Below are 20,377 nucleotides of genomic sequence, written 5' to 3'. Positions count from 1 at the left end.
CCCGTATGCGCAACGCGCTGCTACTTCGTCCTGTACGCCGCCAGGAACATCCGCGTTGCGCTGTCGACCACCGCGGTCATGCGTTCCTCCGACGGCGCGGGTGCGGCCTGGAAGACGAAGGGCAGGAACAGCGAGGCCTTGCACAGCTCCATGAACTGCGAGGCGGCAAGATCGCAATCCTCGATCTTGAGCTCGCCCGAGGCGACACGGGCCTTGAGATAACCGGAGAGGCGGTTGATGGACTTGTCCAGCACGCGTCCATAATAGCGGCGGCCGACGTCGGGCATGCGTTCGGCGATCGCCATCACGGTGCGGATCGCAGATCCGCCACCGGGCCGGCAGACCAGGTGAATATAGGCGAGGCCGAACTCCTTCAGCGTGGTCTCGGCATCGCGGGCGGGATCGAAATTGAATACGACCTGACCGTGCTGGAGCGCTTCCTGCTCGAGGATGGCTTCGAACAGCGCGCATTTGTCGGCGAAGTAGACGTAGAGCGTACCCTTCGAGACCTGCGCGGCGCGTGCGATCTCGCCCATGCTGGCGCCGTCGAAACCCAGGTCCATGAACACCTTGCGGGCGCCGTCCAGGATCTGGCGGCGCTTGGAGCTGTCCTCTTCATGGACAACCTGCGGATGTTCCTTGGCAATTACAACCATTGGTTTAGGGTCTCGGAAGGTTTTTGGACCGGATCAGGGCGATGAAACCCGAATAAAGCCTTCGAGGTCGTACGGTCCCGTCCGCGAACATTGTTTATATTGACCGAACCGTTCGGTCAATGGTACTTGGAATGAGCGAGAAGGAACCGGCTGCGCAGCCGCCGCTCCTTGCTCGCACTTATTTTGGGAGGGCCTTTATGGCCGTATCGAGAGACCAGACTGCTCGCGTCCTTCGCCAGGAAGCGGTGGAGGAGCAGTCGGGCGATGATGCTGCGTCCGAGACAGCCGCACCCCATGCCGAGCAGTTGCGCGCTCATGTGCCCGAGGAAACCAAACGTCCGGCTCCGGTGGCGCCAGACAAGCCCGTGACCGACAAGCCGTCCGCACCCGCGCCAGGCGCGCCCGCCGCAGGTGCGCGCAACTCCGGCAAGCGCAAATTCGTCCTGATGGGCGTTGGCCTCGTCCTCGCGCTCGCTGTTGCGAGCTATGCCGGCTATTACACGCTGGTCGGCCGTTTCTATATCTCGACCGACGACGCCTATGTGCGCGCCAACAACACCATGCTCGGCGCGCGCGTTGCCGGCCACATCTCCTCGATTCTCGCCGGCGACAACACGCCGGTCCGTGCCGGCGATATCGTCTTCCGTATCGACGACGGCGACTACAAGATCGCGGTCGAAGCCGCCGCGACCAAGATCGCGACCCAGCAGGCCACCATCGATCGCATCGGCCGCCAGGTTGCCGCGCTCGACAGCCAGGTCGCGCAGGCCAAGGCGCAGCTCGTCTCCGCGGAAGCGGGCCTCAAGCGCGCCGACCTCGATTATGAGCGCCAGCAGGCGCTGAGCAGCAAGGGCTTTGCCTCGCGCGCCACCTTCGAGAGCTCGGAAGCCGGACGCGATCAGGGCGCCGCCGCGGTCAAGGCCGCGCAGGCCGCCTACGACGTTGCCGTCAGCAATGTCGATGTCGCCAAGGCGCAGCAGGCCGAAGCACAGGCCCAGCTCGCCGAGCTCAAGACCACGCTCGCCAAGGCCGAGCGCGACCTCGGCTTCACCGCGGTGCGTGCGCCGGTCAACGGCACGTTCTCCAATCGCCTGGTCAACACCGGCGACTTCGTCGCGGTCGGCCAGCGCCTCGGCAACATCGTGCCGCTCGACGACGTCTACATCGACGCCAACTTCAAGGAAACGCAGCTCAAGCGCATCCGCCCCGGCCAGCCGGTGACGATCAAGGTCGACGCCTACGGCATGCGCAAGTTCTCCGGCGTCGTCGACAGCATCGCGGCGGGCGCGGGCTCGGTGTTCACCCTGCTGCCGCCGGACAACGCCACCGGCAATTTCACCAAGATCGTGCAACGCGTGCCGGTCCGCATCCGCGTGCCGAAGTCGGTGGCCAAGCAGAACCTGCTCCGCGCCGGCATGTCGGTCTATGCGACCGTCGACACCAACAAGGGCGCTGCCGACGCCGACAGCGAGGTCGATCTCGACGATCCCGCGGTCCATCCGCAGTAGGATTGATCGCTCATGAGTCGCGACACCCCAGTTCCGACTGCAGCTGCGCTCCCTCTCCCGCTTGCGGGAGAGGGTTGGGGAGAGGGTGTCTCCTCTAGGGAGACTCCCCAAGAGGAGAAAGCCCTCACCCGCCGCGCTCTTCGAGCGCGTCGACCTCTCCCGCAAGCGGGAGAGGTAAGAAGAGCCCGCCGCTCCAGCCCGGGCTGATACCATGGCCGACGCCACCACCGCTTCACCCGCCATGATGGCGGCCGCCGCTGAAGAGCGCATCGCGCCGAAGCGGCTGTTCGCGTTCATCATCATGGTGTTCGGGATGTTCATGTCGATCCTGGACATCCAGATCGTCTCGGCTTCCCTCAGCGAGATCCAGGCCGGGCTGTCGGCAAGCTCCAGCGAAGTCTCCTGGGTCCAGACCGCCTATCTGATCGCCGAGGTGATCGCGATCCCGCTGTCGGGTTTTCTGTCGCGCGCCTTCGGCACGCGGCTGCTGTTTGCGATCTCGGCGGCCGGCTTCACCGCCGCGAGTCTGCTCTGCGGCTTCGCCACAACGATCGAGGAGATGATCCTCTGGCGCGCGCTTCAGGGCTTTCTCGGCGCCGGCATGATTCCGACGGTGTTCGCCTCGGCTTACACCGTCTTCCCGCGGACGAAATTCCACATCGTCGGTCCCATCATCGGCCTCGTCGCGACGCTGGCGCCGACCATCGGGCCGACGGTCGGCGGCTACATCACCGACCTGATGTCGTGGAACTGGCTGTTCTTCATCAACGTCGTGCCCGGCATCGGCATCACCATCGGCGTCCTGGCGCTGGTCGATTTCGACGAGCCGCATTTCGAACTGCTCGACCGCTTCGACTGGTGGGGCCTGCTGTTCATGGCCAGCTTCCTCGGGACGCTGGAATATGTGCTGGAGGAAGGCCCGCAATATGAATGGATGCAGGATACCTCGGTCGCGATCTGCGCCTGGATCTGCGCGATCTCGGCGATCGCCTTCTTCTGGCGCGTGTTCACGGTGGACGAGCCGATCGTCAATTTGCGTACCTTCTCCGATCGCAATTTCGCCGTCGGCTGCACGCTGCAGTTCTGCATCGGCATCGGCCTCTACGGCCTGACCTATATCTATCCGCTCTATCTCGCCCAGGTGCGGGGCTATAGCGCGCTGATGATCGGCGAGACCATGTTCGTCTCCGGCATCACGATGTTCCTGGTCGCGCCGCTGGTCGGCCGGCTGATGGCCACGCTCGACATGCGCTACATGATCGCGTTCGGCCTCATCGTGTTCGCGATCGGCTCCTACCAGATGACCTGGATCACCCGCGAATACGATTTCTACGAGCTGCTGGTGCCGCAGATCCTGCGGGGCGTCGGCATGATGTTCGCGATGGTGCCGACCAACAACGTCGCGCTCGGCACGCTGCCACCCGATCGGGTGAAGAATGCGAGCGGCCTGTTCAACCTGATGCGCAACCTCGGCGGTGCGGTGGGTCTTGCCGTCATCAACACCGTGCTCAACGACCGCACCGACCTGCACATCACGCGCCTCCAGGAACGCGTGACCTGGGGCAATGCGGCCGCGACCGAAACCCTGACCATGTTCATGCAGAAGTTCCAGGGGCTCGGCGATTCCACGTTGATGGCGATGAAGCAGCTCTCGCAGCTCGTGCATCGCCAGGCCGTGGTGATGAGTTTCGGCGACACGTTCCTCTTGCTGACGCTGTTCTATCTCGGCCTCAGCCTGCTCGTCGCGCTGCTGAAGAGGCCGGCCTCGCCGTTCGGCGCTGCGGGCGACGCGCATTAACCCGCTCCACACTCGCTGTCGTCGTCCGGCTTGACCGGGCGATCCAGTATTTGGCGGAGACTGGTGCGGCGGCGAGGCGCACCAATTTGCAACACTCATCCGTGATCTCGCGTGAGCCCCGTTGCAAATTGCAAACGGCACATCTATAAAGCGCACCTCATTCATTCGAACCGGGAGGGATTTGCATGATTTCGTCGCATTCGCAGATCGTACGCCCGCGCTCGATGATTTCCCGGCTCGGAATGTACGCGGCCTGTTAGAGGCCACTTCCGCCAGCTTCGATTGGGCCAAGGTTTCGACCAAGCGTCCCGATCGCTCCACTTCCCAAGTCAAAGTCAGTTTTGAGTGACGCCGTCCCGGTCCTTGCGGCCGGCCTGCGTCCATCGATGGAGCCGGCCCGCGCCAGGAGCGGCCGGATGATGCCATGACCTCTCTGTCAAAGAAGCCCGCCGCGATTCGCGTGGTGCTGCCCTTCGTGTTCCGGCACTGGCTGAAGCAGCCGGGGCGCGGCCTCATCGTGGCCGGCGGGCTTCTGGGTGCGACCATTGCCGACCTGTTCATGCCGTTGTTCTCGGGGCATCTGGTCGATGCGCTGACCCGCGGTCCGTCCGATCCCGATGCGCGCCACGCGGCGCTGGTCGCGTTCGGCGCCATCGTGGCGCTGGGCGCGGCGTCGATGGTGCTGCGTCTCGTCGGTCTCCAGGCGATCGTGCCGTTCACGCTGAAGATCATGTCCGACATCGCGCAGGACGCGTTCACGCGCGTGCAGCGTTTCTCGACCGACTGGCACGCGAACTCTTTTGCCGGCTCGACGGTCCGCAAGATCAGCCGCGGCATGTGGGCGGTCGACCTGCTCAACGACACCATCCTGATGGCTCTGGCACCGTCGCTGCTGGTGCTGGTCGGCTCGATGATCCTGCTCGGCCTGCACTGGACCTCGCTCGGCCTGGTGATCGCGCTCGGAGCGATCTTCTACGTCACGATCACGGTGGTGCTCTCGACGCGCTACGTCGCACCGGCGGCGCGCGTCTCCAATGCCTGGGACACCAAGGTCGGAGGCACGCTGGCGGACGCGCTGACCTGCAATGCCGTGGTGAAATCGTTTGGCGCGGAGCTGCGCGAGGACACACGGCTTGCCCGTGTCATCAAGCGCTGGCGCGTGCGCGTGCGGCGGACCTGGTATCGTTACAACTACACGGCCATGTCGCAGCTTTCCTTGCTGCTGTGCCTGCGCGCGTCCGTGATCGGCGGATCGGTGCTGCTATGGATGTCAGGTCAGGCCTCGCCCGGCGACGTCACCTATGTGCTGACGAGCTACTACGTCATTCACGCCTATCTGCGCGACGTCGGCATGCACATCAACAACCTCCAGCGCTCGGTCAACGACATGGACGAGTTGGTGGCGATCCATGACGAGCCGATCGGCATTGCGGATGCTTCCGACGCGCGACCGATCGCGATCGAGGGCGGCGAGATCGTGTTCGACGACGTCACGTTCCATTATGGCGGCCATCGCGCGCCGCTGTACGACGGCTTGTCTGTCAAGATCCGCGCCGGTGAACGCGTCGGTCTGGTCGGCCGCTCCGGCTCCGGCAAGACCACCTTCGTCAAGCTGGTGCAGCGACTCTACGACGTCACCGGCGGCCGCGTGCTGATCGACGGGCAGGACATCGCGCTCGCCACGCAGCAATCGCTGCGCAGCCAGATCGCGATCGTGCAGCAGGAGCCGATCCTGTTTCACCGCTCGCTCGCCGAGAACATCGCCTATGGCCGGCCCGGCGCCAGCTTTGAAGCGATCGAGCAGGCGGCGCGGCTGGCGAATGCGCACGACTTCATCCTGCGCCTGCCGAAGGGCTACGGCACGCTGGTTGGCGAGCGCGGCGTCAAGCTGTCGGGCGGCGAACGGCAGCGCGTGGCGCTGGCGCGCGCGTTCCTGGCGGACGCGCCGGTGTTGATCCTGGACGAGGCGACCTCGAGCCTGGATTCGGAATCGGAGGCGCTGATCCAGGAGGCGATGGAGCGGCTGATGAAGGGCCGCACCTCGATCGTGATCGCGCATCGCCTGTCGACGGTGACGAGCCTCGATCGCATCCTGGTGTTCGACCGCGGCGAGATCGTCGAGCAAGGCACGCATGCGATCCTCGCGGCCAAGCGAGGAGGCATCTATCGCGGCCTGTTCGAGCGCCAGGTGGTGGAGCTCGGAAAGATCGCGGCAGCGGAGTGAGGCGGGGAGCGGCGGGGCGAAGGTCCCGCCGTCACGCTGCCGGAGCATGGAATGAGATGACATCTGGCACTTGTCGGTCGCGGCAACGACGCTCCAAGGCGCAATGACGATTCATCCCAATCTCATCGCGCTTTAGTGCGTGCCGACACTATTCCAGACGAGGCCAAGGCCCGACAGGAACAACAGGCCGAGCACGACATCGCCAAAATGCTTGTCGCTCAGGGCGTGATAGACGCGGGCGCCAGCCCATGCGCCGATCAGCGTGCCCGGAAACGCGACCAGTGCGAGCCAGACCACTTTCAGTTCGACCAGGCCTGACGCCGTCTGCAGCACAAGGGCGGTGGCGAGCACCGTGAAATTGAAGAGCTGGAAGATGCCGCGACGCTCGTGCTTGTTCCAGCCTCGGATGTTGGCCCAGAGGATCGGCAGCGGCCCCGAGAGTCCGGCGAGGCCGCCAAGAATGCCGCCGGCAAAGCCGATCGCTCCATCGGCGATCCTGCCGCCGAACTTGAAGGCGAGGGGCCTCTTGTTGAGGTACAGCGCGCTCGAAAAGCACAGGAGCAGCACACCGACGCTCAGCTTGAACACCTTCGGATCGGCCGAGGCAACCATCATGGTTCCCAGCGGTACTCCGATCAGGCCCCCGATCAGGAACGGCCAGACCAGCGAGAAGTCGAAGCTTTTCCACATCGAGGGCAGCGTCGAGGTCTGTGCGATCACCGAGCAGATCAGCACCAGCGGTACCGCGAGCGAGGGCGGCAGGACGTAGAGCCAGATGCCGAGCGCCATCAGCGCCGTGCCGAACCCGGCCAGTCCCGAGACGAAGCCGCCGGCCAGCGCGCCGAACAGCAGCAGGACGTAGGTGAGCGTTTCCAACAGATTAACCTTGTCGCAAGGGGCGATCCCGGATTGTCGATCGCCAGCGCTCGCATAACATGCTTGCCGCCGTGCAGGTCAATCCATGCTGCACGCAAGCGTGATCTGCCGTGTCGGGCTTTCGCGGAAGACACGCCTACATGATGGCCGTACTTCAATCCCGGGGCCGCCCGACGCGATCAGCGCCCGGATCGGTCAGTCCTGAATGCGATGATGGAGAATGACCATGACCCGCACCAAGATTGCCGTTGCAGCCGTACTGTTGGCGGTGGCGTTGACGCCGACAATGGCCCAGGCGCAGTTTTCCGAGCCTGCGGCCTATCAGGCCGCTCATCCCGACCGCGATGTGCTGAACGGCGGCCAGCTCACGCCTGCGGGGCGTGCGGCTCTCGGGCAGCAGGGAGCGCCGGGCGATGCATATGCATCGCAGGCCTATCCGCGACCCGTGGCACCGGTCGTGCGCTCCGGCCCTCGCCGCCATCGTCGATGATCTAAGGCATGATCCGGAAAAGTGCGCAGCGGTTTTCCGAAAAGATCATGCTCAAACAACAACCTAAAGCGCGATGACGATACATCCTAATCGCACCGCGCTTTAGACGATCTGCCTGGTGTCGGCAGGCTTCTGCAGCGCGCCGATCAGGATGCGCAGCGCCTCCGTCAATTCCGATCTGTTCCGTGCCGCCCCCAGCGAGACGCGGGCCGCATGCGGCGGTGTCCCGTCGACCGTGAAGGCCTCGCCGGCGACGACCGCAAGTCCGTTCCGCAGGAGATGTGCCGCGACATCGGGCCGGTCTTCCGGCAGCCTCAGCCAGAGATGATGGGCGGCAGGCTTGGCCAGGAACTGAAAACCCTTCAGGGTGCGCTGAGCGAGCTGCTGGCGTCCGACCGCCTCGCTGCGGATGGCGCTGATGATGCGATCGGCAATGCCGCTTTCGATCCAGTGCGTCACCAGCGCGACCATCAGTGGCGCCGGCATCTGCACGGTCGCCTGCAAGGACGTGCGCATGTCCCGCTGCGCGCCGCTGTCGGGCGTCACCAGGTAGGCGACGCGCAGCGCCGGCGCGATGCATTTTGACAGTGTGGTCGCGAGATAGGTCCGCTCCGGAATGAAGCCCGCGATCGGCGATGCCGAGCGGTCGAGCAGGCCGTAGGCGTCGTCCTCGATCAAGGTCGTGTCGGCATCGCGAATGATCTTTGCGATGGCGCTGCGCCGCTCGGCGGACAGCGTCGCGGTGGTCGGATTGTGCAGCGTCGGAATGAGATAGACGGCCTTTGCCCGGTGCACACGGCACGCCTTTGCCAGCGCATCGGGCAGGATGCCGCCGTCATCCATGGGGACGCCGACGAGCTTGACGCCGAGCCGTGCCGCGGCGGCCTTGATGCCGGGGAAGGTGAGGGCTTCCGTCAGGACGACGTCGCCGGGCCGCGCAAGATGGGCGAGCAGATTGAAGAGGATGGTTTGCGCGCCGGGGAAGATCAGAAGCCTGTCTGCCTGCGCATGCGGAACGCGTGAGCGCATCCAGCGCGCCGCGACCTCGCGCTCGTGCGTGCTGCCGCCGGGCGGCTGATAGTTGAGATACGCCGTCAGGCCCGATTGCGCGCGGATGGCTTCCATGCCGGCGATGATGCGCTCGTCGAGCTGCGCCTCCAGCGGATGCGGCGGCACGTTCATCGAGAGATCGATCGCGACGGGATGTGGCAGGTCGACCGCGCGGCGCGCGCTGGTCTCCGACACGAACGAGCCCTGTCCGACGCGGGCTTCCATGATGCCGCGGCGCCGCGCCTCGGTATAGGCGCGCGTCACCGTGGTCAGGTCGATGCCGAGCGCTTTTGCGAGAGCGCGTTGTGTCGGCAATTGCTGGCCGCGCGCCAGACGGCCCGCGGCGATATCGGCCTCCATGGCCTCGACGATGCGCTGGTAGCGCGGCCCGCTCAGCTCCGAGATTGTAGGGATCCAGTCCATGCAATTTAGGCCCATAACCTTTGAATGTATGGATGCAAGATATTATTGTATGGATCATCGAAAAGGAAGAGGTGTGGTCATGGCGACGGTCTCTCTTGCAACGGCGATGTGGCGCGGCTTTCGCGGCAGGTGCCCGAACTGCGGCGAAGGGCATCTGTTCGGCCGCTTCCTGAAGGTCGCCCACAGCTGCGACCATTGCGGCGAGGAGCTGTTTCACCAGCGCGCAGACGACTTTCCCGCCTATCTCGTGATGGTCGTGGTCGGCCATCTCGTGGTCCCCGCGATCCTCGCGGTCGAGACCGCCTATGCGCCGCCGGTCTGGCTGCAACTCGCGGTGTGGCTGCCGGTGACGCTGTTCGCCTCGCTCGCACTGCTTCAGCCGACCAAGGGCGCCATCGTCGGGCTGCAATGGCAGCTGGGCATGCACGGCTTCGAAGCGAGCAAGCTGCGGCGCGAGGCCGGCGGGCTTGCGCCCGTGCTGGTGAAGGCGGATACGCGCGTGGCCTGAGCGGCGTTTACATCGCGCACCCGGCCGCTACACTCCGTCGTACCAACAAGAACGATGGAAACGCCGATGGCCGTACGCGCGAAGACCTTCCTGCTCTGTCATGGTGCGTGGTCCGGCGGATGGGCCTGGAGGAAGATGCATCCGCTGATGGTGCAGGCCGGTCATCGCCTGGTGGCGCCGACCTACACCGGGCTCGGCGAGCGCGCGCATCTCGCAAGCCCCGCGATCGATCTGGAAACGCACATCCAGGACATTCTCAACGTCATCGCCTTCGAGGATCTCAGCGACGTCGTGCTGCTTGGCCATAGCTATGGCGGCATGGTCGCGACCGGCGTCGCCGACCGCGCGCGCGAGCACGTGACGCAGCTGATCTATCTCGACGCCTTTGTGCCGCGCGATGGCCAGTCGCTGTTCGATCTCAATGAGGCCGGCCGCGAGCCGATGCGAAGGGCAGCAAGCTCGGGCGACGGCTATCGCATCCCGCCGAATCCGCCGCCGTCGGACACGCCGCAGGCCGATCTCGACTGGCTCAATGCGCGCCGCGTCCCAATGCCGATCAAGTGCTTCGAGACCAGGCTGAGGCTCGAACACGGCGAGCCGGCGATGCCGCGCAGCTACATCTATTGCACGCGCATCCCGCCGGGCGACGTGTTCGGGCAGTTCGCGAAGCGGACGAAGAGCGAGGATGGCTGGCGCTATGTCGAGCTCGACGCCAGCCATGCGCCGAATGTGACGGCGCCGGAGGCCTTAATGGACGTGTTGGGGAAGATCGTCGCCTGACTCTCGCTCGTCATTCCGGGGGCGCGACGAAGTCGCGAACCCGGAATCCATTCATCCACCGACACGGCCGCCTGATGGATTCCGGGCTCTCGCTTCGCGAGCCCCGGAATGACACCATCTGAATGGTTGCGCGCTCGGCCGAAATGGTGAGGGGTCCGATGCGTTGGCACCGAACCCCTCGTCACTTTCTGGTAAGACGCGCTTTCTTCGCGAACCGGAAAACCACTTCGCTCGAAAACGCTTTAGAATATCAGCCGGCCTGTAAGCCGGGTTCTGTAGGGCACCGTCCGCCTGCGCGAACGATACGTGACGGCCATTCCTCTGGGACCGTGTTTGCACACGGCCTCGAGCAACCTACCCGGACGGCGGGCCTGACATCGCCCCGCGGCGTTATCGCTTGCGCGAACAGCCCGCTTAAGCCGTCCCTATTCGGTTTTGCTCCCGGTGGGGTTTGCCATGCCGGCTCCGTTGCCGGAACCGCGGTGCGCTCTTACCGCACCTTTTCACCCTTACCTGCCTACGCAGCTTGCGCTGCTACGGCACGGCAGGCCCGAGGGCTTGCAGCGCCGAAGCCCAAAGGGCGAAGGCGGGCGGTTCGTTCTCTGTGGCACTTTCCCTGGGGTCACCCCCGCCGGACGTTATCCGGCACCGCATGTCAAGGGAGCCCGGACTTTCCTCCCCGGCGGCCTTTCGGCACCTGCCGGAGCGGCCGTCCGGCCGACTGACGAACTACGCATGGGGCATTTGTGACGGTTTCGTCAAGCTGATATCGCGACGCACGCTTCGCCCGCAAATAATCTATCCTGAAGATGTCGTTTGGTGCGTGTCACGTTCGACTGGATGTCGGCAACACGGCCGAGCAACAGGAGTGAAGCAATGCAATATCTGCTGATGATCTATCAGAACGAGGTCGAGTACGCGAAGAACGACGCGGCGACGAGCCAGAAGATGCTGGCCGAATACCAGGCCTTCACGCAATCCATCATCCAGAGCGGCAATTTCAAGGCCGGCGACCGCTTGCAGCCGACCACGACCGCGACGACTGTGCGTGTGCGCGAGGGCAAGACGCTGGCGACCGATGGTCCGTTCGCGGAAACGCGCGAGCAGCTCGGCGGCTACTATCTCATCGAAGCCAAGGATCTGAATGCGGCCATCGAGATCGCGGCGCGGATTCCCAGCGCACGCATCGGCTCGATCGAGGTGCGGCCGATCTGGGTGTATGAGAAGTGACAACTCTCACCTTCGTCATTCCGGGATGCGCCGCAAGGCGCAGGCCCGGAATCCATATCCCCGAATCGTGGTTATGGATTTCCGGGCTCGCGGCTTTGCCGCGCCCGGAATGACGAGAGGGGAGTGATCGCGTGACATGACCCGCAGCGAGATCGACCAAATCTTCCGCGCCGAGGCGGGGCGGGCGCTGGCCACGCTGATCCGTCTCGTCGGTGATTTCGATCTCGCCGAGGACGCGCTCCAGGATGCTTTTGCCGTCGCCCTGGAACGCTGGGCGGCGTATGAGGTGCCCGACAATCCGCGCGCCTGGCTGGTCAATGTCGCCAAGCACAAGGCGATCGATCGGGTGCGCCGCCAGGCCGTCTTCCGCGGCAAGCAGCAGGCCCTCGTGCACGAGCTCGAGCTGAACGCGCAAGCCGCCGACGAGCCGCCGGCCATGCTCGACGACGACATGCTGCGGCTCATCTTCACCTGCTGCCATCCCGCGTTCACGCCCGAGGTCCAGGTCGCGCTGACGCTCCGCACCGTGTGCGGGCTGTCGACAGCGCAGGTCGCGCGCGCGTTTCTCGTGGGCGAGGAGGCGATGGCACAGCGGCTCGTCCGCGCCAAGCAGAAGATCAGGCTTGCCGGCATCCCCTACGAGGTGCCCGAGCGCGACGCGCTGGCGCCGCGGCTCGATGGCGTGCTCGCCGTGATCTATCTCGTCTTCACCGAAGGCTATGTCGCGACCGAGGGCGCGGACCTGATGCGGCCCGATCTTGCGGCCGAGGCCATCCGGCTCGGCCGCTTGCTCGACCGGCTGATGCCCGATCGCGCCGGCATCAAGGGGCTGCTGGCGCTGATGCTGCTGCACGATGCGCGCCGCGCCGGACGCGAGACGTCGGCCGGCGACATCGTGCTGCTCGAAGAGCAGGACCGCTCGCTGTGGGACCGCGCGCAGATCGAGGAGGGCCTGCGGCTGGTGGAGGACGCGCTGCGCGTGCCCGCCCGGCCGCAGCCCTATGCGGTGCAGGCCGCGATCGCCGCGCTGCATGCGCGCGCGCCCAGCTTCGAGCAGACCGACTGGCCGCAGATCGCCGGGCTCTACGAGGTGCTGCTGCGTATCAACCCCTCGCCGGTGATCGAGCTCAACCACGCCGCGGCGGTGTCGATGGTGGATGGGCCGGCACGTGCGCTCGATCTCGTCGATGCGATCACCGCGCGCGGCGGGCTTCGCGGCTATGAGCTCTTGCCCGCAGTGCGCGCGGATTTGTTGCGGAGGCTCGGCAGGACGGAGGAGGCGCGCGATGCCTATCATGCGGCGACGCAGGCGACGCAGCTCGAGCCGTTGCGGAGGCTCTATGCGCGAAGGATGAAGGAGATGGAAAACTAGTACCGTCATTCCGGGGCGATGCGAAGCATCGAACCTGGAATCTCGAGTTTCCGGGTTCGCACTTCGTGCGCCCCGGAATGACGGCTATGCCGTCACGTCGACGCCACCGTCGTCCCTTCCGCCGGCAAGCTCGCCAACAGTGCCTGCAATGTCGACAGCGTCGAATGATCCGCGACGCCATCGAGCCGCGCCGGACGGAAATGGCGCTGGAAGGCGGTGACGACTTCCATCGTCGCGGCGTCGTATTTACCGGTCAGCGGCACGCCGTAGCCGTATCTGGCGAGCGCCTGCTGCATGCTCAGCACGGCGTCGCTGATGGTGCCGAGCATCAAAGTCTCGCCGCGCACGATCGGAGCGGGCGTGACCCAGTGGCCGACGCCGGAATTGGCCAGCGAATGCCATGGAAACTTCTCGCCGGGATCCTTCTTGCGGGCGGGCGCGACGTCGGAATGGCCGAGCACCCGGTGGGCCGGCACCTTGCGCCGGAGCATGATGCCGCGGCACAACGCGATCACGGCGGCGATCTGGCGCAGCGGAAACTCGGGATAGCCCCAGTCGTGGCCGCGATTGATGATCTCGATGCCGATCGAGCAGGAGTTGATGTCGTCCTCGCCGCCCCAGGACGAGACGCCTGCGTGCCAGGCGCGCTTGTGCTCGGGCACGCATTGCACGATGCGGCCGTCCTCCAGCACGACATAATGCGCCGAGACTTCGGTGCCGGCCGTGCACAGCCGTGCCAGCGCGCCCTCGACATCGGGCATGCCGGTGTAGTGCAGCACGATCATGTCCGGCTGCCGTCCCTTGCTGCGCTCGCCATGATTGGGCGAGGGGATGATGTCCGAGACGATCGATGAGTCGGGCTCGAACGTCCGCAGGCTCGCCACGGCCTTGGGAACCGGGAGAACGCGTTGACGCTTCGAATCGAATCCAGACGGTGTGGACGAACCGGAGGGCATGAGCAGCTCAAACGAACGGAGAGTGGGGCAAGCCCTTCTCTTTACTATTCCTTTACCCTCCACCGCGCGCAATCGCGCGGCGCGGTTAACGGATGCATTTTGCCGATGTGTGTGGATGAAGCATCACCCCCTCGTCACCTTTACGACTTGTAACGAGTCGAGCAACGCTTTCTTAACGCTAAGGGCCGTTACTGAGAGATGAAGAGCCGACCCGCGTCCGGAGGCGGCCAAAGCGTATTTTGGCTCGAAATCCCATGGCTGCCCGACAAATTCCACTGGGAACACTGGGTTTGTGGCCGGGGACGACCGGGCTCGGTAACCATGCTGGACAAGGGCTTCGTCGTGGAACCGCCGCGACGCGCAATGATTCGAGGCGTTATGGGCTTGTTCGTCCCCGATCTCGCTTGCATGCCAGGCTGGGCGGTCGGCAGGCATCGCGCATGAGCTCGGTTCCGCATATCCCCGTTCTTGGCCGTGAAGCCATCGTGCATCTCGCCCCGCGCGAGGGCGGCGTCTACGTCGACGCCACTTTTGGTGCGGGCGGTTATAGCCGCGTGATCCTGGAGGTGCCGGGAACCCGACTCATCGCCATTGATCGGGACCGCACCGCGATTACTGCCGGTGCCGAACTGGTCGAACGCTCTGCGGGCCGGCTGATGCTGGTCGAGGACCGCTTCTCCAATCTTGCCGAGGTCTGCGCGTCGCAAGGCGTCGAGGCGATCGACGGCGTCGTGATGGATGTCGGCGTGTCCTCGATGCAGCTCGACCAGGCCGGCCGCGGCTTCTCCTTCCGCCTCGACGGTCCGCTCGACATGCGGATGGGGCAGACGGGCCCGACCGCGGCCGACGTGGTCGCGCGTGCGTCGGAAGGCGATCTCGCCGACATCATCTATCTCCTCGGCGAGGAGCGGCATTCGCGCCGCATCGCGCGCGCCATTGTCGCAGACCGGCAGGAGACCCCGTTCACCACCACCCGCGCGCTTGCCGATCTCGTCGGAAGGGTGGTTCGCTCAAAGCCGGGGGACATTCATCCGGCAACGCGGACGTTCCAGGCGCTGCGCATCTTCGTCAACGAGGAGCTCGATGAGCTCCAGCGCGCGCTCGCTGCCGCCGAGCGCGTACTCAAGCCCGGTGGTCGCCTCGTCGTCGTGTCGTTCCATTCGCTGGAAGACCGCATCGTCAAGAATTTTCTCGCCGAGCGCTCCAGGACCGGCGGCGGTTCGCGGCATCTGCCGGAGGTGGCGCAAGTGACGCCGAGCTTCCGGGTTCTGACGCGGCGGCCGGTCGTCGCCGGCGAAGACGAAGTTGCGCATAACCCGCGCGCGCGCTCCGCCAAGCTGCGCGCCGCCGAGCGTACCTCGGCGCCGGCGCATGGGACCGACGAGGCATCGCCCTGGCCGAAACTCTCCGACGTGATGAGGGGCGGCTAGCGCATGCGCATCATCCACCTCCTCGTCATCGGTGCGCTGATCTTCGCGGCGGCCCATGTCTACCGGATCAAGATGGACTCCACGGCGCGCACCGAGAAGGTGCTGCGGCTGCGTGCGGAGATCCGCGAGGAGCGCGACGCGATCGCGGCGCTGCGGGCCGAGTGGGCCAAGCTCGATGCCCCGCTGCGGCTGCAAGGCCTGTCCGACCGGCATCTGCACCTCAAGCCGGTCAACGGCACGCAATATGACTCGCTGAAGAATCTGCCGGAGCGCCCGCCGCGGATGTTCGGGCCGGGCGAGCCCGATCCGATCGGGGCCATGCTAAACGCCATCGAAGCCGCGAGCGATGCCGATACGGTGACTGGCTCCGTGCCTCAGCCCGAGGACAAGCAATGAGCCCGGCAACGCCTGCAAAACCAATCGAACCCTGGCGGCAGCGGCTGATCCGCAGCCTGCTCTACGGGCGCAATGTCGATCGCGCAGCAAAGGCGCGTGCGCGCGTGGGCCTTGCGATACTCGCCTTCGCTTCGGTCTATGCCCTGATCGGCGGGCGGCTCGTGATGTTCGCGATCGGCGCCGACGCCCACGGGGCGCGCCGCGCCGCGGCGCAGGAGGTGGTTGCGACAGCGCGGCCCGACATCGTCGACCGCAACGGCGCGATCCTTGCGACCGACGTCAAGGCGGCGAGCCTGTTCGGCGAGCCGCGCCGCATCATCGACAAGGACGAGGCGATCGAGCTCCTAACCGCGACCATTCCCGACCTCGACGAGGCCGAGGTGCGCGAGCGCTTGAAGTCGCGCAAGGGCTTCGCCTGGCTCAAGCGCGAGGTCACGCCGGCACAGCAGCAGGCCATCCACAAGCTCGGCATTCCCGGCATCGGCTTCCTGCGCGAGAACAAGCGCGTCTATCCGACCGGCAACGAAGTCGCTCACATCATCGGTCTCGTCAACATCGACAATCAGGGCATCGCCGGCCTGGAGAAGTGGCTCGACAACCAGGGGCTCGCCGATCTCCACCGCGCCGGCTTTGCAACCGATCGGCTGCAGAAGCCGATCGAGCTCTCGGTCGATCTGCGCGTCGAGCACGCGCTGCGCGACGAGCTCTTGAAGGCCAAGGACAAGTTCCACGCCAAGGCCGCTTCCGGGATCATCTCCAACGTCAAGACCGGCGAGATCGTGGCGATGGTCTCCCTGCCGGATTTCGATCCGAACAATCCGAAGGAAGCGCACGACCCCGATCGCATCAACCGCCTGACCACCGGCGTCTACGAGATGGGCTCGACCTTCAAGGCGTTCACGCTGGCGATGGCGCTCGATTCCGGCAAGATCAACTTGAACTCGATGTGGGACGCGCGCGGAAACCTGCACTACGGCAAGTTCACCATCCACGACAGTCACCCGCTCGGGCGTTTCATCAACACCAAGGAAGTGTTCACCTTCTCGTCCAACATCGGCGCCGCGCGCATTGCGCTCAACCAGGGCGTCGAGGCGCACAAGGCGTTCCTCGCCAAGATGGGCCAGATGACGCGGCTGCGCACCGAGCTGCCGGAGAGCGCGGCGCCGCTGATCCCGCGGCGCTGGAGCGAGTTGAACACGGTCACCGCTGCGTTCGGCCAGGGCCTTTCGGTGGCACCGCTGCAGGCCGTGATGGGCATCAACGCGCTGGTGAACGGCGGCTATCTGATTCCGCCGACATTCATGAAGCGCAGCGAATCCGAAGCCATGGCGATGGCCAAGCGCGTCATCAAGACGGAGACCAGCGACAAGATGCGGTACCTGATGCGGCTCAATGCCGAGATCGGCACCGCGAAGACCGCCGACGTCAAGGGCTATTACGTCGGCGGCAAGACCGGCACGTCCGAGAAGGTCATCAACGGGCGCTACGCCAAGAAGCGCGTGCTCAACTCGTTCACCGCCATCCTGCCCTGCGACGATCCCAAATATCACGTCCTGATCATGCTGGACGAGCCGCAGGCGCTGCCCGAAACGCATGGTTTCATCACCTCGGGCTGGAACGCGGTGCCGACCGGCGGCAAGGTGATCGAGCGGATCGCGCCGCTTCTGGGCGTCGAGCCGCGGTTTGACCTGCCGCCGTCCGAGCGCCTTATTCTTGCAGCATCCAGGACAACCCAGTAATCAACCGGATGGGCCTTCGCCGCTGCTGAGTCGGGATTTTCCAAGGGATTCGGCTTTCCGGCAGGGCATGTCGACTGGAAGAGCATGAAGCTGCGCGACCTCCTAGGCCAGGACGTTCTGGGCAATGATGCCGCGATCGAGCCCGCTGTTGCGGCGCTCGACGTGAGCGGCATCGCGCTCGACAGCCGCATGGTCAAGCCGGGCGATCTCTTCTTCGCGATCGCGGGCAGCAAGACCGACGGCGCCCGCTTCATCGATGCGGCAATTGCCGGGGGCGCGATCGCGGTCGTTGGCGAGCATGTGCCTGCGGCGACCAAGGTGCCGTTGATCACTGTGGCCAATGCGCGCCGCACACTGGCGCTCGCCGCCGCAAGAATGTTCCCTGCGCAGCCGGCCACGATCGCCGCCGTGACCGGAACCAGCGGCAAGACCTCGGTCGCGGCCTTCACTCGTCAGATCTGGGAGCGGCTGGGGCATGCCTCCGCCAGCATCGGCACCATTGGTCTGGTCTCGCCCAAACGCACCGTCTATGGCTCGCTGACGACGCCCGATCCGATCGCGCTGCACCGGCAGATCGACGAGATCGCGCGCGAGGGCGTCACGCATCTCGCCTTCGAGGCCTCCTCGCACGGGCTCGACCAGTATCGCCTCGACGGCGTGCGCGTCTCCGCCGGCGGCTTCACCAACCTCTCGCGCGACCACATGGATTATCATCCGAGCGTTGCGCATTATCTCGCGGCAAAGCTCCGCCTGTTCCGCGAGCTGGTGCCGCCCGGTGGCGCCGCGGTGATCTCGGCCGACCATGATTGCTCGGCCGAGGCGATCGAGGCCGCCAGGGCGCGCGGTCTGCGCGTCATGGCGGTCGGCCGCAACGGCGACGGAGCAGGCGAGGGCATCCGCCTCATGGAGGCCGTGGTCGAAGGTTTCTCGCAAAAGCTCACGCTCGAACATCGCGGCAGGCGCTTCGCCGTCCGGCTGCCGCTGGTCGGCGAATTCCAGATCGAGAACGCGCTGGTGTCGGCCGGCCTTGCCATCGGCACCGGCAGCGATGCGGCAGATGTGTTCGCAACTCTCGAACATCTCGAAGGCGCCAAGGGCCGGCTCGAGCGTGTCGGCGAGCGCAACGGCGCGCCGATCTTCGTCGATTATGCGCACAAGCCCGATGCGCTCGCGAAGGCGCTGCAGGCGCTGCGGCCTTATGCGAAGCGTAGGCTGGTCGTCGTGTTCGGCGCCGGCGGCGACCGCGATGCCGGCAAGCGCCCGATCATGGGCGAAATCGCGGCCGAGAACGCCGACGCCGTCATCATCACCGACGACAATCCGCGCAGCGAGAAGCCGGAAGCCATCCGCGCCGCGATCCTCGCCACCGCGAAGGGCGCCCGCGAGATCGGCGACCGCAGTGCTGCGATCCGCGCCGCGATCGAGGAATTGGAAGAAGGCGATGCGCTGCTCATCGCCGGCAAGGGCCATGAGACCGGGCAGATCGTCGGCGGAGAGGTTCTGCCCTTCAGTGATCACGAGGCGGTTGCCGCCGCACTAGCGTCGAGGGTTGCATGAGCGCGCCAATATGGACGGTTGCCGAGGTCGCGCGTGCGCTGGGTGTCACCGGATCATTCCCGGACACGGGAATCGACTTCGTCACGCAGGACAGCCGCCTGGTGAAGCCGGGCAGCCTGTTCGTCGCGCTCAGCGGCACGCCGAGCGGCGGCTTCGTCTCGGCCTTCGCCAGCGCGCGCGACGGCTGGGAGTTCGCTGACAAGGCGGAGGCTTCCGGCGCGGTGGCGATGATCGTGCCGCACGAGATCGCCGGCATCCGCATTCCGCAGATCGTCGTCAAGGACACGCTGATCGACGGTCTCTGGGGCCTTGCACGTGCCGCACGCGCGCGCTTTGCCGGACCGGTCATCGGGCTCACGGGAAGCGCGGGCAAGACCAGCACCAAGGAATTTCTCGCCGCCTATCCGAACGCCTATGCGAGCCCGTCGAGCTTCAACAATTTCTGGGGCGTGCCGCTGACACTGTGCAATGCCAGGCGAGATGCCAGCCTCTGGGTCGTCGAGATGGGCATGAACCAGCAAGGCGAGATCGCGCGGCTCAGCGAATTGACCCGGCCGACGGTCGCGCTCGTCGTCAACGTGCAGCCCGTGCATCTGGAAAAGCTCGGCTCGCTGGAAGCCATCCGTCGCGAGAAGGTGTCGATCGCGCTCGGCCTGCCCGAGAATGGTGTGCTGGTGCTGCCGGCGGGGATCAAGGCGCCCGAGTGGAAGGGCAAGGTCGTGCGCTTCGGCGGCGAGCATGCCGAGGTGCACGAGGTTGCGCATGCGCCCCATGGCGAGAGCTGGCAGATCGTGGCCGCGACCGGCAAGAAGGAGATCGCGTTCAGCCTCACCCCTGGCGCGCCGCACCGGGTGCACAATGCGCTGGCCGCGCTCGCCGCCGTTCACGCTGCGCATCTCGACGTCGCGACGCTCGCGATCAAGCTCGACCGCGTCGGCATCATGACCGGCCGCGGCGTCGAGCAGGCGGTCGGCGGTGTCACCGTGATCGACGACAGCTTCAACGGCAATCCGGCCAGCGTGGCGGCTGCGCTGCAAAGCCTCCAGGCCCGCCACGTGAGCGACGGCCGCCGCATCGCGGTTCTCGGCGACATGCTCGAGCTGGGCGAGGACGCACCGAACTATCATACCGGCCTTGCCAAATATCTCGAAGGCATCGACGGCGTCTACTGCGTCGGTCCTCTGATGCGCCATCTCTATGACGTGCTGCCATCAGGCAAGGGCCTCGGCTGGCATGACGATCCCGCCACGTTGAAGCCGAGCGAGGTTGCGGGCCTGCTGAAGGCAGGGGATGTCGTGGTTGTCAAGGGCAGCAAAAAGATGTTCTGGGTCAACAAGTTTGTGCCGGGGCTGGTGGCCGCCTTGCAGGCGAAGGCGTAAACTGC

17 protein-coding genes and 1 other RNA gene are annotated in these 20,377 nt (G+C 65.6%); 13 read left to right on the top strand and 5 right to left on the bottom strand.

The features are described from left to right. Positions 1–20 precede the first annotated feature (20 nt). Positions 21–656 (bottom strand): TetR/AcrR family transcriptional regulator, encoded by a 636-nt coding sequence (locus tag ACSHT2_RS13540; RefSeq protein WP_440642000.1) that lies wholly within the window; start codon positions 654–656, stop codon positions 21–23. A gap of 197 nt (positions 657–853) precedes the next feature. Between ACSHT2_RS13540 and ACSHT2_RS13535 the strand changes: the two genes are divergently transcribed. The 3 genes from ACSHT2_RS13535 to ACSHT2_RS13525 all read left to right on the top strand — a co-directional run bounded on the left by ACSHT2_RS13535 (position 854) and on the right by ACSHT2_RS13525 (position 6,186). Continuing rightward, a complete protein-coding gene (locus tag ACSHT2_RS13535; protein ID WP_440641999.1) occupies positions 854–2,164 on the top strand; it encodes an HlyD family efflux transporter periplasmic adaptor subunit in 1,311 nt (436 codons plus the stop codon). Positions 2,165–2,375: 211 nt separating this feature from the next. Beyond that, positions 2,376–3,962 (top strand): DHA2 family efflux MFS transporter permease subunit, encoded by a 1,587-nt coding sequence (locus ACSHT2_RS13530; RefSeq protein ID WP_440641998.1) that lies wholly within the window; start codon positions 2,376–2,378, stop codon positions 3,960–3,962. Between the two features lie 424 nt (positions 3,963–4,386). Then, on the top strand, positions 4,387–6,186 hold the full coding sequence (locus ACSHT2_RS13525) for an ABC transporter ATP-binding protein (RefSeq protein ID WP_440641997.1): 1,800 nt from the start codon (positions 4,387–4,389) through the stop codon (positions 6,184–6,186). A 132-nt stretch (positions 6,187–6,318) separates the two neighbouring features. On the opposite strand, the gene ACSHT2_RS13520 is transcribed toward ACSHT2_RS13525, so the two are convergent. Next, entirely contained in the window at positions 6,319–7,062 is a 744-nt protein-coding gene (locus ACSHT2_RS13520; RefSeq protein ID WP_440641996.1) for a sulfite exporter TauE/SafE family protein, read from the bottom strand. 226 nt (positions 7,063–7,288) lie between these two features. On the opposite strand from ACSHT2_RS13520, the gene ACSHT2_RS13515 reads away from it, so the two are divergent. Next, complete coding sequence (locus ACSHT2_RS13515; protein WP_440641995.1) at positions 7,289–7,552, top strand: hypothetical protein; 264 nt, start codon at positions 7,289–7,291, stop codon at positions 7,550–7,552. Between the two features lie 102 nt (positions 7,553–7,654). Here ACSHT2_RS13515 and ACSHT2_RS13510 read toward each other — a convergent pair whose 3' ends face one another. After that, the gene (locus ACSHT2_RS13510; protein ID WP_440641994.1) at positions 7,655–9,025 is read right to left on the bottom strand and encodes a PLP-dependent aminotransferase family protein; all 1,371 of its coding nucleotides are present in this window, start codon (positions 9,023–9,025) and stop codon (positions 7,655–7,657) included. Between the two features lie 79 nt (positions 9,026–9,104). Here ACSHT2_RS13510 and ACSHT2_RS13505 point away from each other — a divergent pair, with 79 nt between their 5' ends. Both ACSHT2_RS13505 and ACSHT2_RS13500 read left to right on the top strand, forming a co-directional pair. Continuing rightward, positions 9,105–9,533: a DUF983 domain-containing protein gene (locus ACSHT2_RS13505; protein ID WP_440641993.1), complete on the top strand. Its 429-nt coding sequence runs from the start codon at positions 9,105–9,107 to the stop codon at positions 9,531–9,533. A 66-nt stretch (positions 9,534–9,599) separates the two neighbouring features. Then, the gene (locus ACSHT2_RS13500; RefSeq protein ID WP_440641992.1) at positions 9,600–10,313 is read left to right on the top strand and encodes an alpha/beta fold hydrolase; all 714 of its coding nucleotides are present in this window, start codon (positions 9,600–9,602) and stop codon (positions 10,311–10,313) included. A gap of 246 nt (positions 10,314–10,559) precedes the next feature. Here ACSHT2_RS13500 and rnpB read toward each other — a convergent pair. After that, positions 10,560–11,038: RNase P RNA component class A (gene rnpB / locus ACSHT2_RS13495), an RNA gene on the bottom strand. Between the two features lie 151 nt (positions 11,039–11,189). On the opposite strand from rnpB, the gene ACSHT2_RS13490 reads away from it, so the two are divergent. Together ACSHT2_RS13490 and ACSHT2_RS13485 are read left to right on the top strand one after the other, a co-directional pair. Further along, a complete protein-coding gene (locus tag ACSHT2_RS13490; protein ID WP_319328241.1) occupies positions 11,190–11,543 on the top strand; it encodes a YciI family protein in 354 nt (117 codons plus the stop codon). A gap of 136 nt (positions 11,544–11,679) precedes the next feature. Beyond that, the gene (locus ACSHT2_RS13485; protein WP_440641991.1) at positions 11,680–12,915 is read left to right on the top strand and encodes an RNA polymerase sigma factor; all 1,236 of its coding nucleotides are present in this window, start codon (positions 11,680–11,682) and stop codon (positions 12,913–12,915) included. Between the two features lie 92 nt (positions 12,916–13,007). On the opposite strand, the gene ACSHT2_RS13480 is transcribed toward ACSHT2_RS13485, so the two are convergent. Beyond that, entirely contained in the window at positions 13,008–13,871 is an 864-nt protein-coding gene (locus ACSHT2_RS13480) for an N-acetylmuramoyl-L-alanine amidase (RefSeq protein ID WP_440641990.1), read from the bottom strand. Between the two features lie 440 nt (positions 13,872–14,311). On the opposite strand from ACSHT2_RS13480, the gene rsmH reads away from it, so the two are divergent. The 5 genes from rsmH (at position 14,312) to ACSHT2_RS13455 (ending at position 20,372) form a co-directional block, all read left to right on the top strand. After that, positions 14,312–15,301, top strand: coding sequence for a 16S rRNA (cytosine(1402)-N(4))-methyltransferase RsmH (rsmH, locus tag ACSHT2_RS13475; RefSeq protein ID WP_440641989.1), 990 nt, complete (start codon positions 14,312–14,314; stop codon positions 15,299–15,301). Positions 15,302–15,304: 3 nt separating this feature from the next. Next, on the top strand, positions 15,305–15,697 hold the full coding sequence (gene ftsL, locus ACSHT2_RS13470; protein ID WP_440641988.1) for a cell division protein FtsL: 393 nt from the start codon (positions 15,305–15,307) through the stop codon (positions 15,695–15,697). Continuing rightward, on the top strand, positions 15,694–17,436 hold the full coding sequence (locus ACSHT2_RS13465; RefSeq protein ID WP_440641987.1) for a peptidoglycan D,D-transpeptidase FtsI family protein: 1,743 nt from the start codon (positions 15,694–15,696) through the stop codon (positions 17,434–17,436). Before ftsL ends, ACSHT2_RS13465 begins: the two co-directional genes overlap by 4 nt. 84 nt (positions 17,437–17,520) lie before the next feature. Continuing rightward, positions 17,521–18,993, top strand: coding sequence for a UDP-N-acetylmuramoyl-L-alanyl-D-glutamate--2,6-diaminopimelate ligase (locus ACSHT2_RS13460; RefSeq protein ID WP_440641986.1), 1,473 nt, complete (start codon positions 17,521–17,523; stop codon positions 18,991–18,993). Beyond that, positions 18,990–20,372: a UDP-N-acetylmuramoyl-tripeptide--D-alanyl-D-alanine ligase gene (locus ACSHT2_RS13455; protein ID WP_440641985.1), complete on the top strand. Its 1,383-nt coding sequence runs from the start codon at positions 18,990–18,992 to the stop codon at positions 20,370–20,372. The genes ACSHT2_RS13460 and ACSHT2_RS13455 overlap by 4 nt, the downstream gene beginning before the upstream one ends. Positions 20,373–20,377: the final 5 nt, after the last annotated feature.

It is taken from the genome of Bradyrhizobium sp. PUT101, from assembly GCF_052043945.1.
Lineage (GTDB): Bacteria > Pseudomonadota > Alphaproteobacteria > Rhizobiales > Xanthobacteraceae > Bradyrhizobium.
Note: the sequence above shows the minus strand (reverse complement) of the source record. Positions and strands in the feature narration are given on the sequence as shown.

What these genes read in the sequence shown, in the direction of transcription:
- ACSHT2_RS13540 (WP_440642000.1), bottom strand. Translation starts at nt 656, where the DNA reads ATGGTTGTAATTGCCAAGGAACATCCGCAGGTTGTCCATGAAGAGGAC.
- ACSHT2_RS13535 (WP_440641999.1), top strand. Translation starts at nt 854, where the DNA reads ATGGCCGTATCGAGAGACCAGACTGCTCGCGTCCTTCGCCAGGAAGCG.
- ACSHT2_RS13530 (WP_440641998.1), top strand. Translation starts at nt 2,376, where the DNA reads ATGGCCGACGCCACCACCGCTTCACCCGCCATGATGGCGGCCGCCGCT.
- ACSHT2_RS13525 (WP_440641997.1), top strand. Translation starts at nt 4,387, where the DNA reads ATGACCTCTCTGTCAAAGAAGCCCGCCGCGATTCGCGTGGTGCTGCCC.
- ACSHT2_RS13515 (WP_440641995.1), top strand. Translation starts at nt 7,289, where the DNA reads ATGACCCGCACCAAGATTGCCGTTGCAGCCGTACTGTTGGCGGTGGCG.
- ACSHT2_RS13510 (WP_440641994.1), bottom strand. Translation starts at nt 9,025, where the DNA reads ATGGACTGGATCCCTACAATCTCGGAGCTGAGCGGGCCGCGCTACCAG.
- ACSHT2_RS13505 (WP_440641993.1), top strand. Translation starts at nt 9,105, where the DNA reads ATGGCGACGGTCTCTCTTGCAACGGCGATGTGGCGCGGCTTTCGCGGC.
- ACSHT2_RS13500 (WP_440641992.1), top strand. Translation starts at nt 9,600, where the DNA reads ATGGCCGTACGCGCGAAGACCTTCCTGCTCTGTCATGGTGCGTGGTCC.
- ACSHT2_RS13490 (WP_319328241.1), top strand. Translation starts at nt 11,190, where the DNA reads ATGCAATATCTGCTGATGATCTATCAGAACGAGGTCGAGTACGCGAAG.
- ACSHT2_RS13485 (WP_440641991.1), top strand. Translation starts at nt 11,680, where the DNA reads ATGACCCGCAGCGAGATCGACCAAATCTTCCGCGCCGAGGCGGGGCGG.
- ACSHT2_RS13480 (WP_440641990.1), bottom strand. Translation starts at nt 13,871, where the DNA reads ATGCCCTCCGGTTCGTCCACACCGTCTGGATTCGATTCGAAGCGTCAA.
- rsmH (WP_440641989.1), top strand. Translation starts at nt 14,312, where the DNA reads ATGAGCTCGGTTCCGCATATCCCCGTTCTTGGCCGTGAAGCCATCGTG.
- ftsL (WP_440641988.1), top strand. Translation starts at nt 15,305, where the DNA reads ATGCGCATCATCCACCTCCTCGTCATCGGTGCGCTGATCTTCGCGGCG.
- ACSHT2_RS13465 (WP_440641987.1), top strand. Translation starts at nt 15,694, where the DNA reads ATGAGCCCGGCAACGCCTGCAAAACCAATCGAACCCTGGCGGCAGCGG.
- ACSHT2_RS13460 (WP_440641986.1), top strand. Translation starts at nt 17,521, where the DNA reads ATGAAGCTGCGCGACCTCCTAGGCCAGGACGTTCTGGGCAATGATGCC.
- ACSHT2_RS13455 (WP_440641985.1), top strand. Translation starts at nt 18,990, where the DNA reads ATGAGCGCGCCAATATGGACGGTTGCCGAGGTCGCGCGTGCGCTGGGT.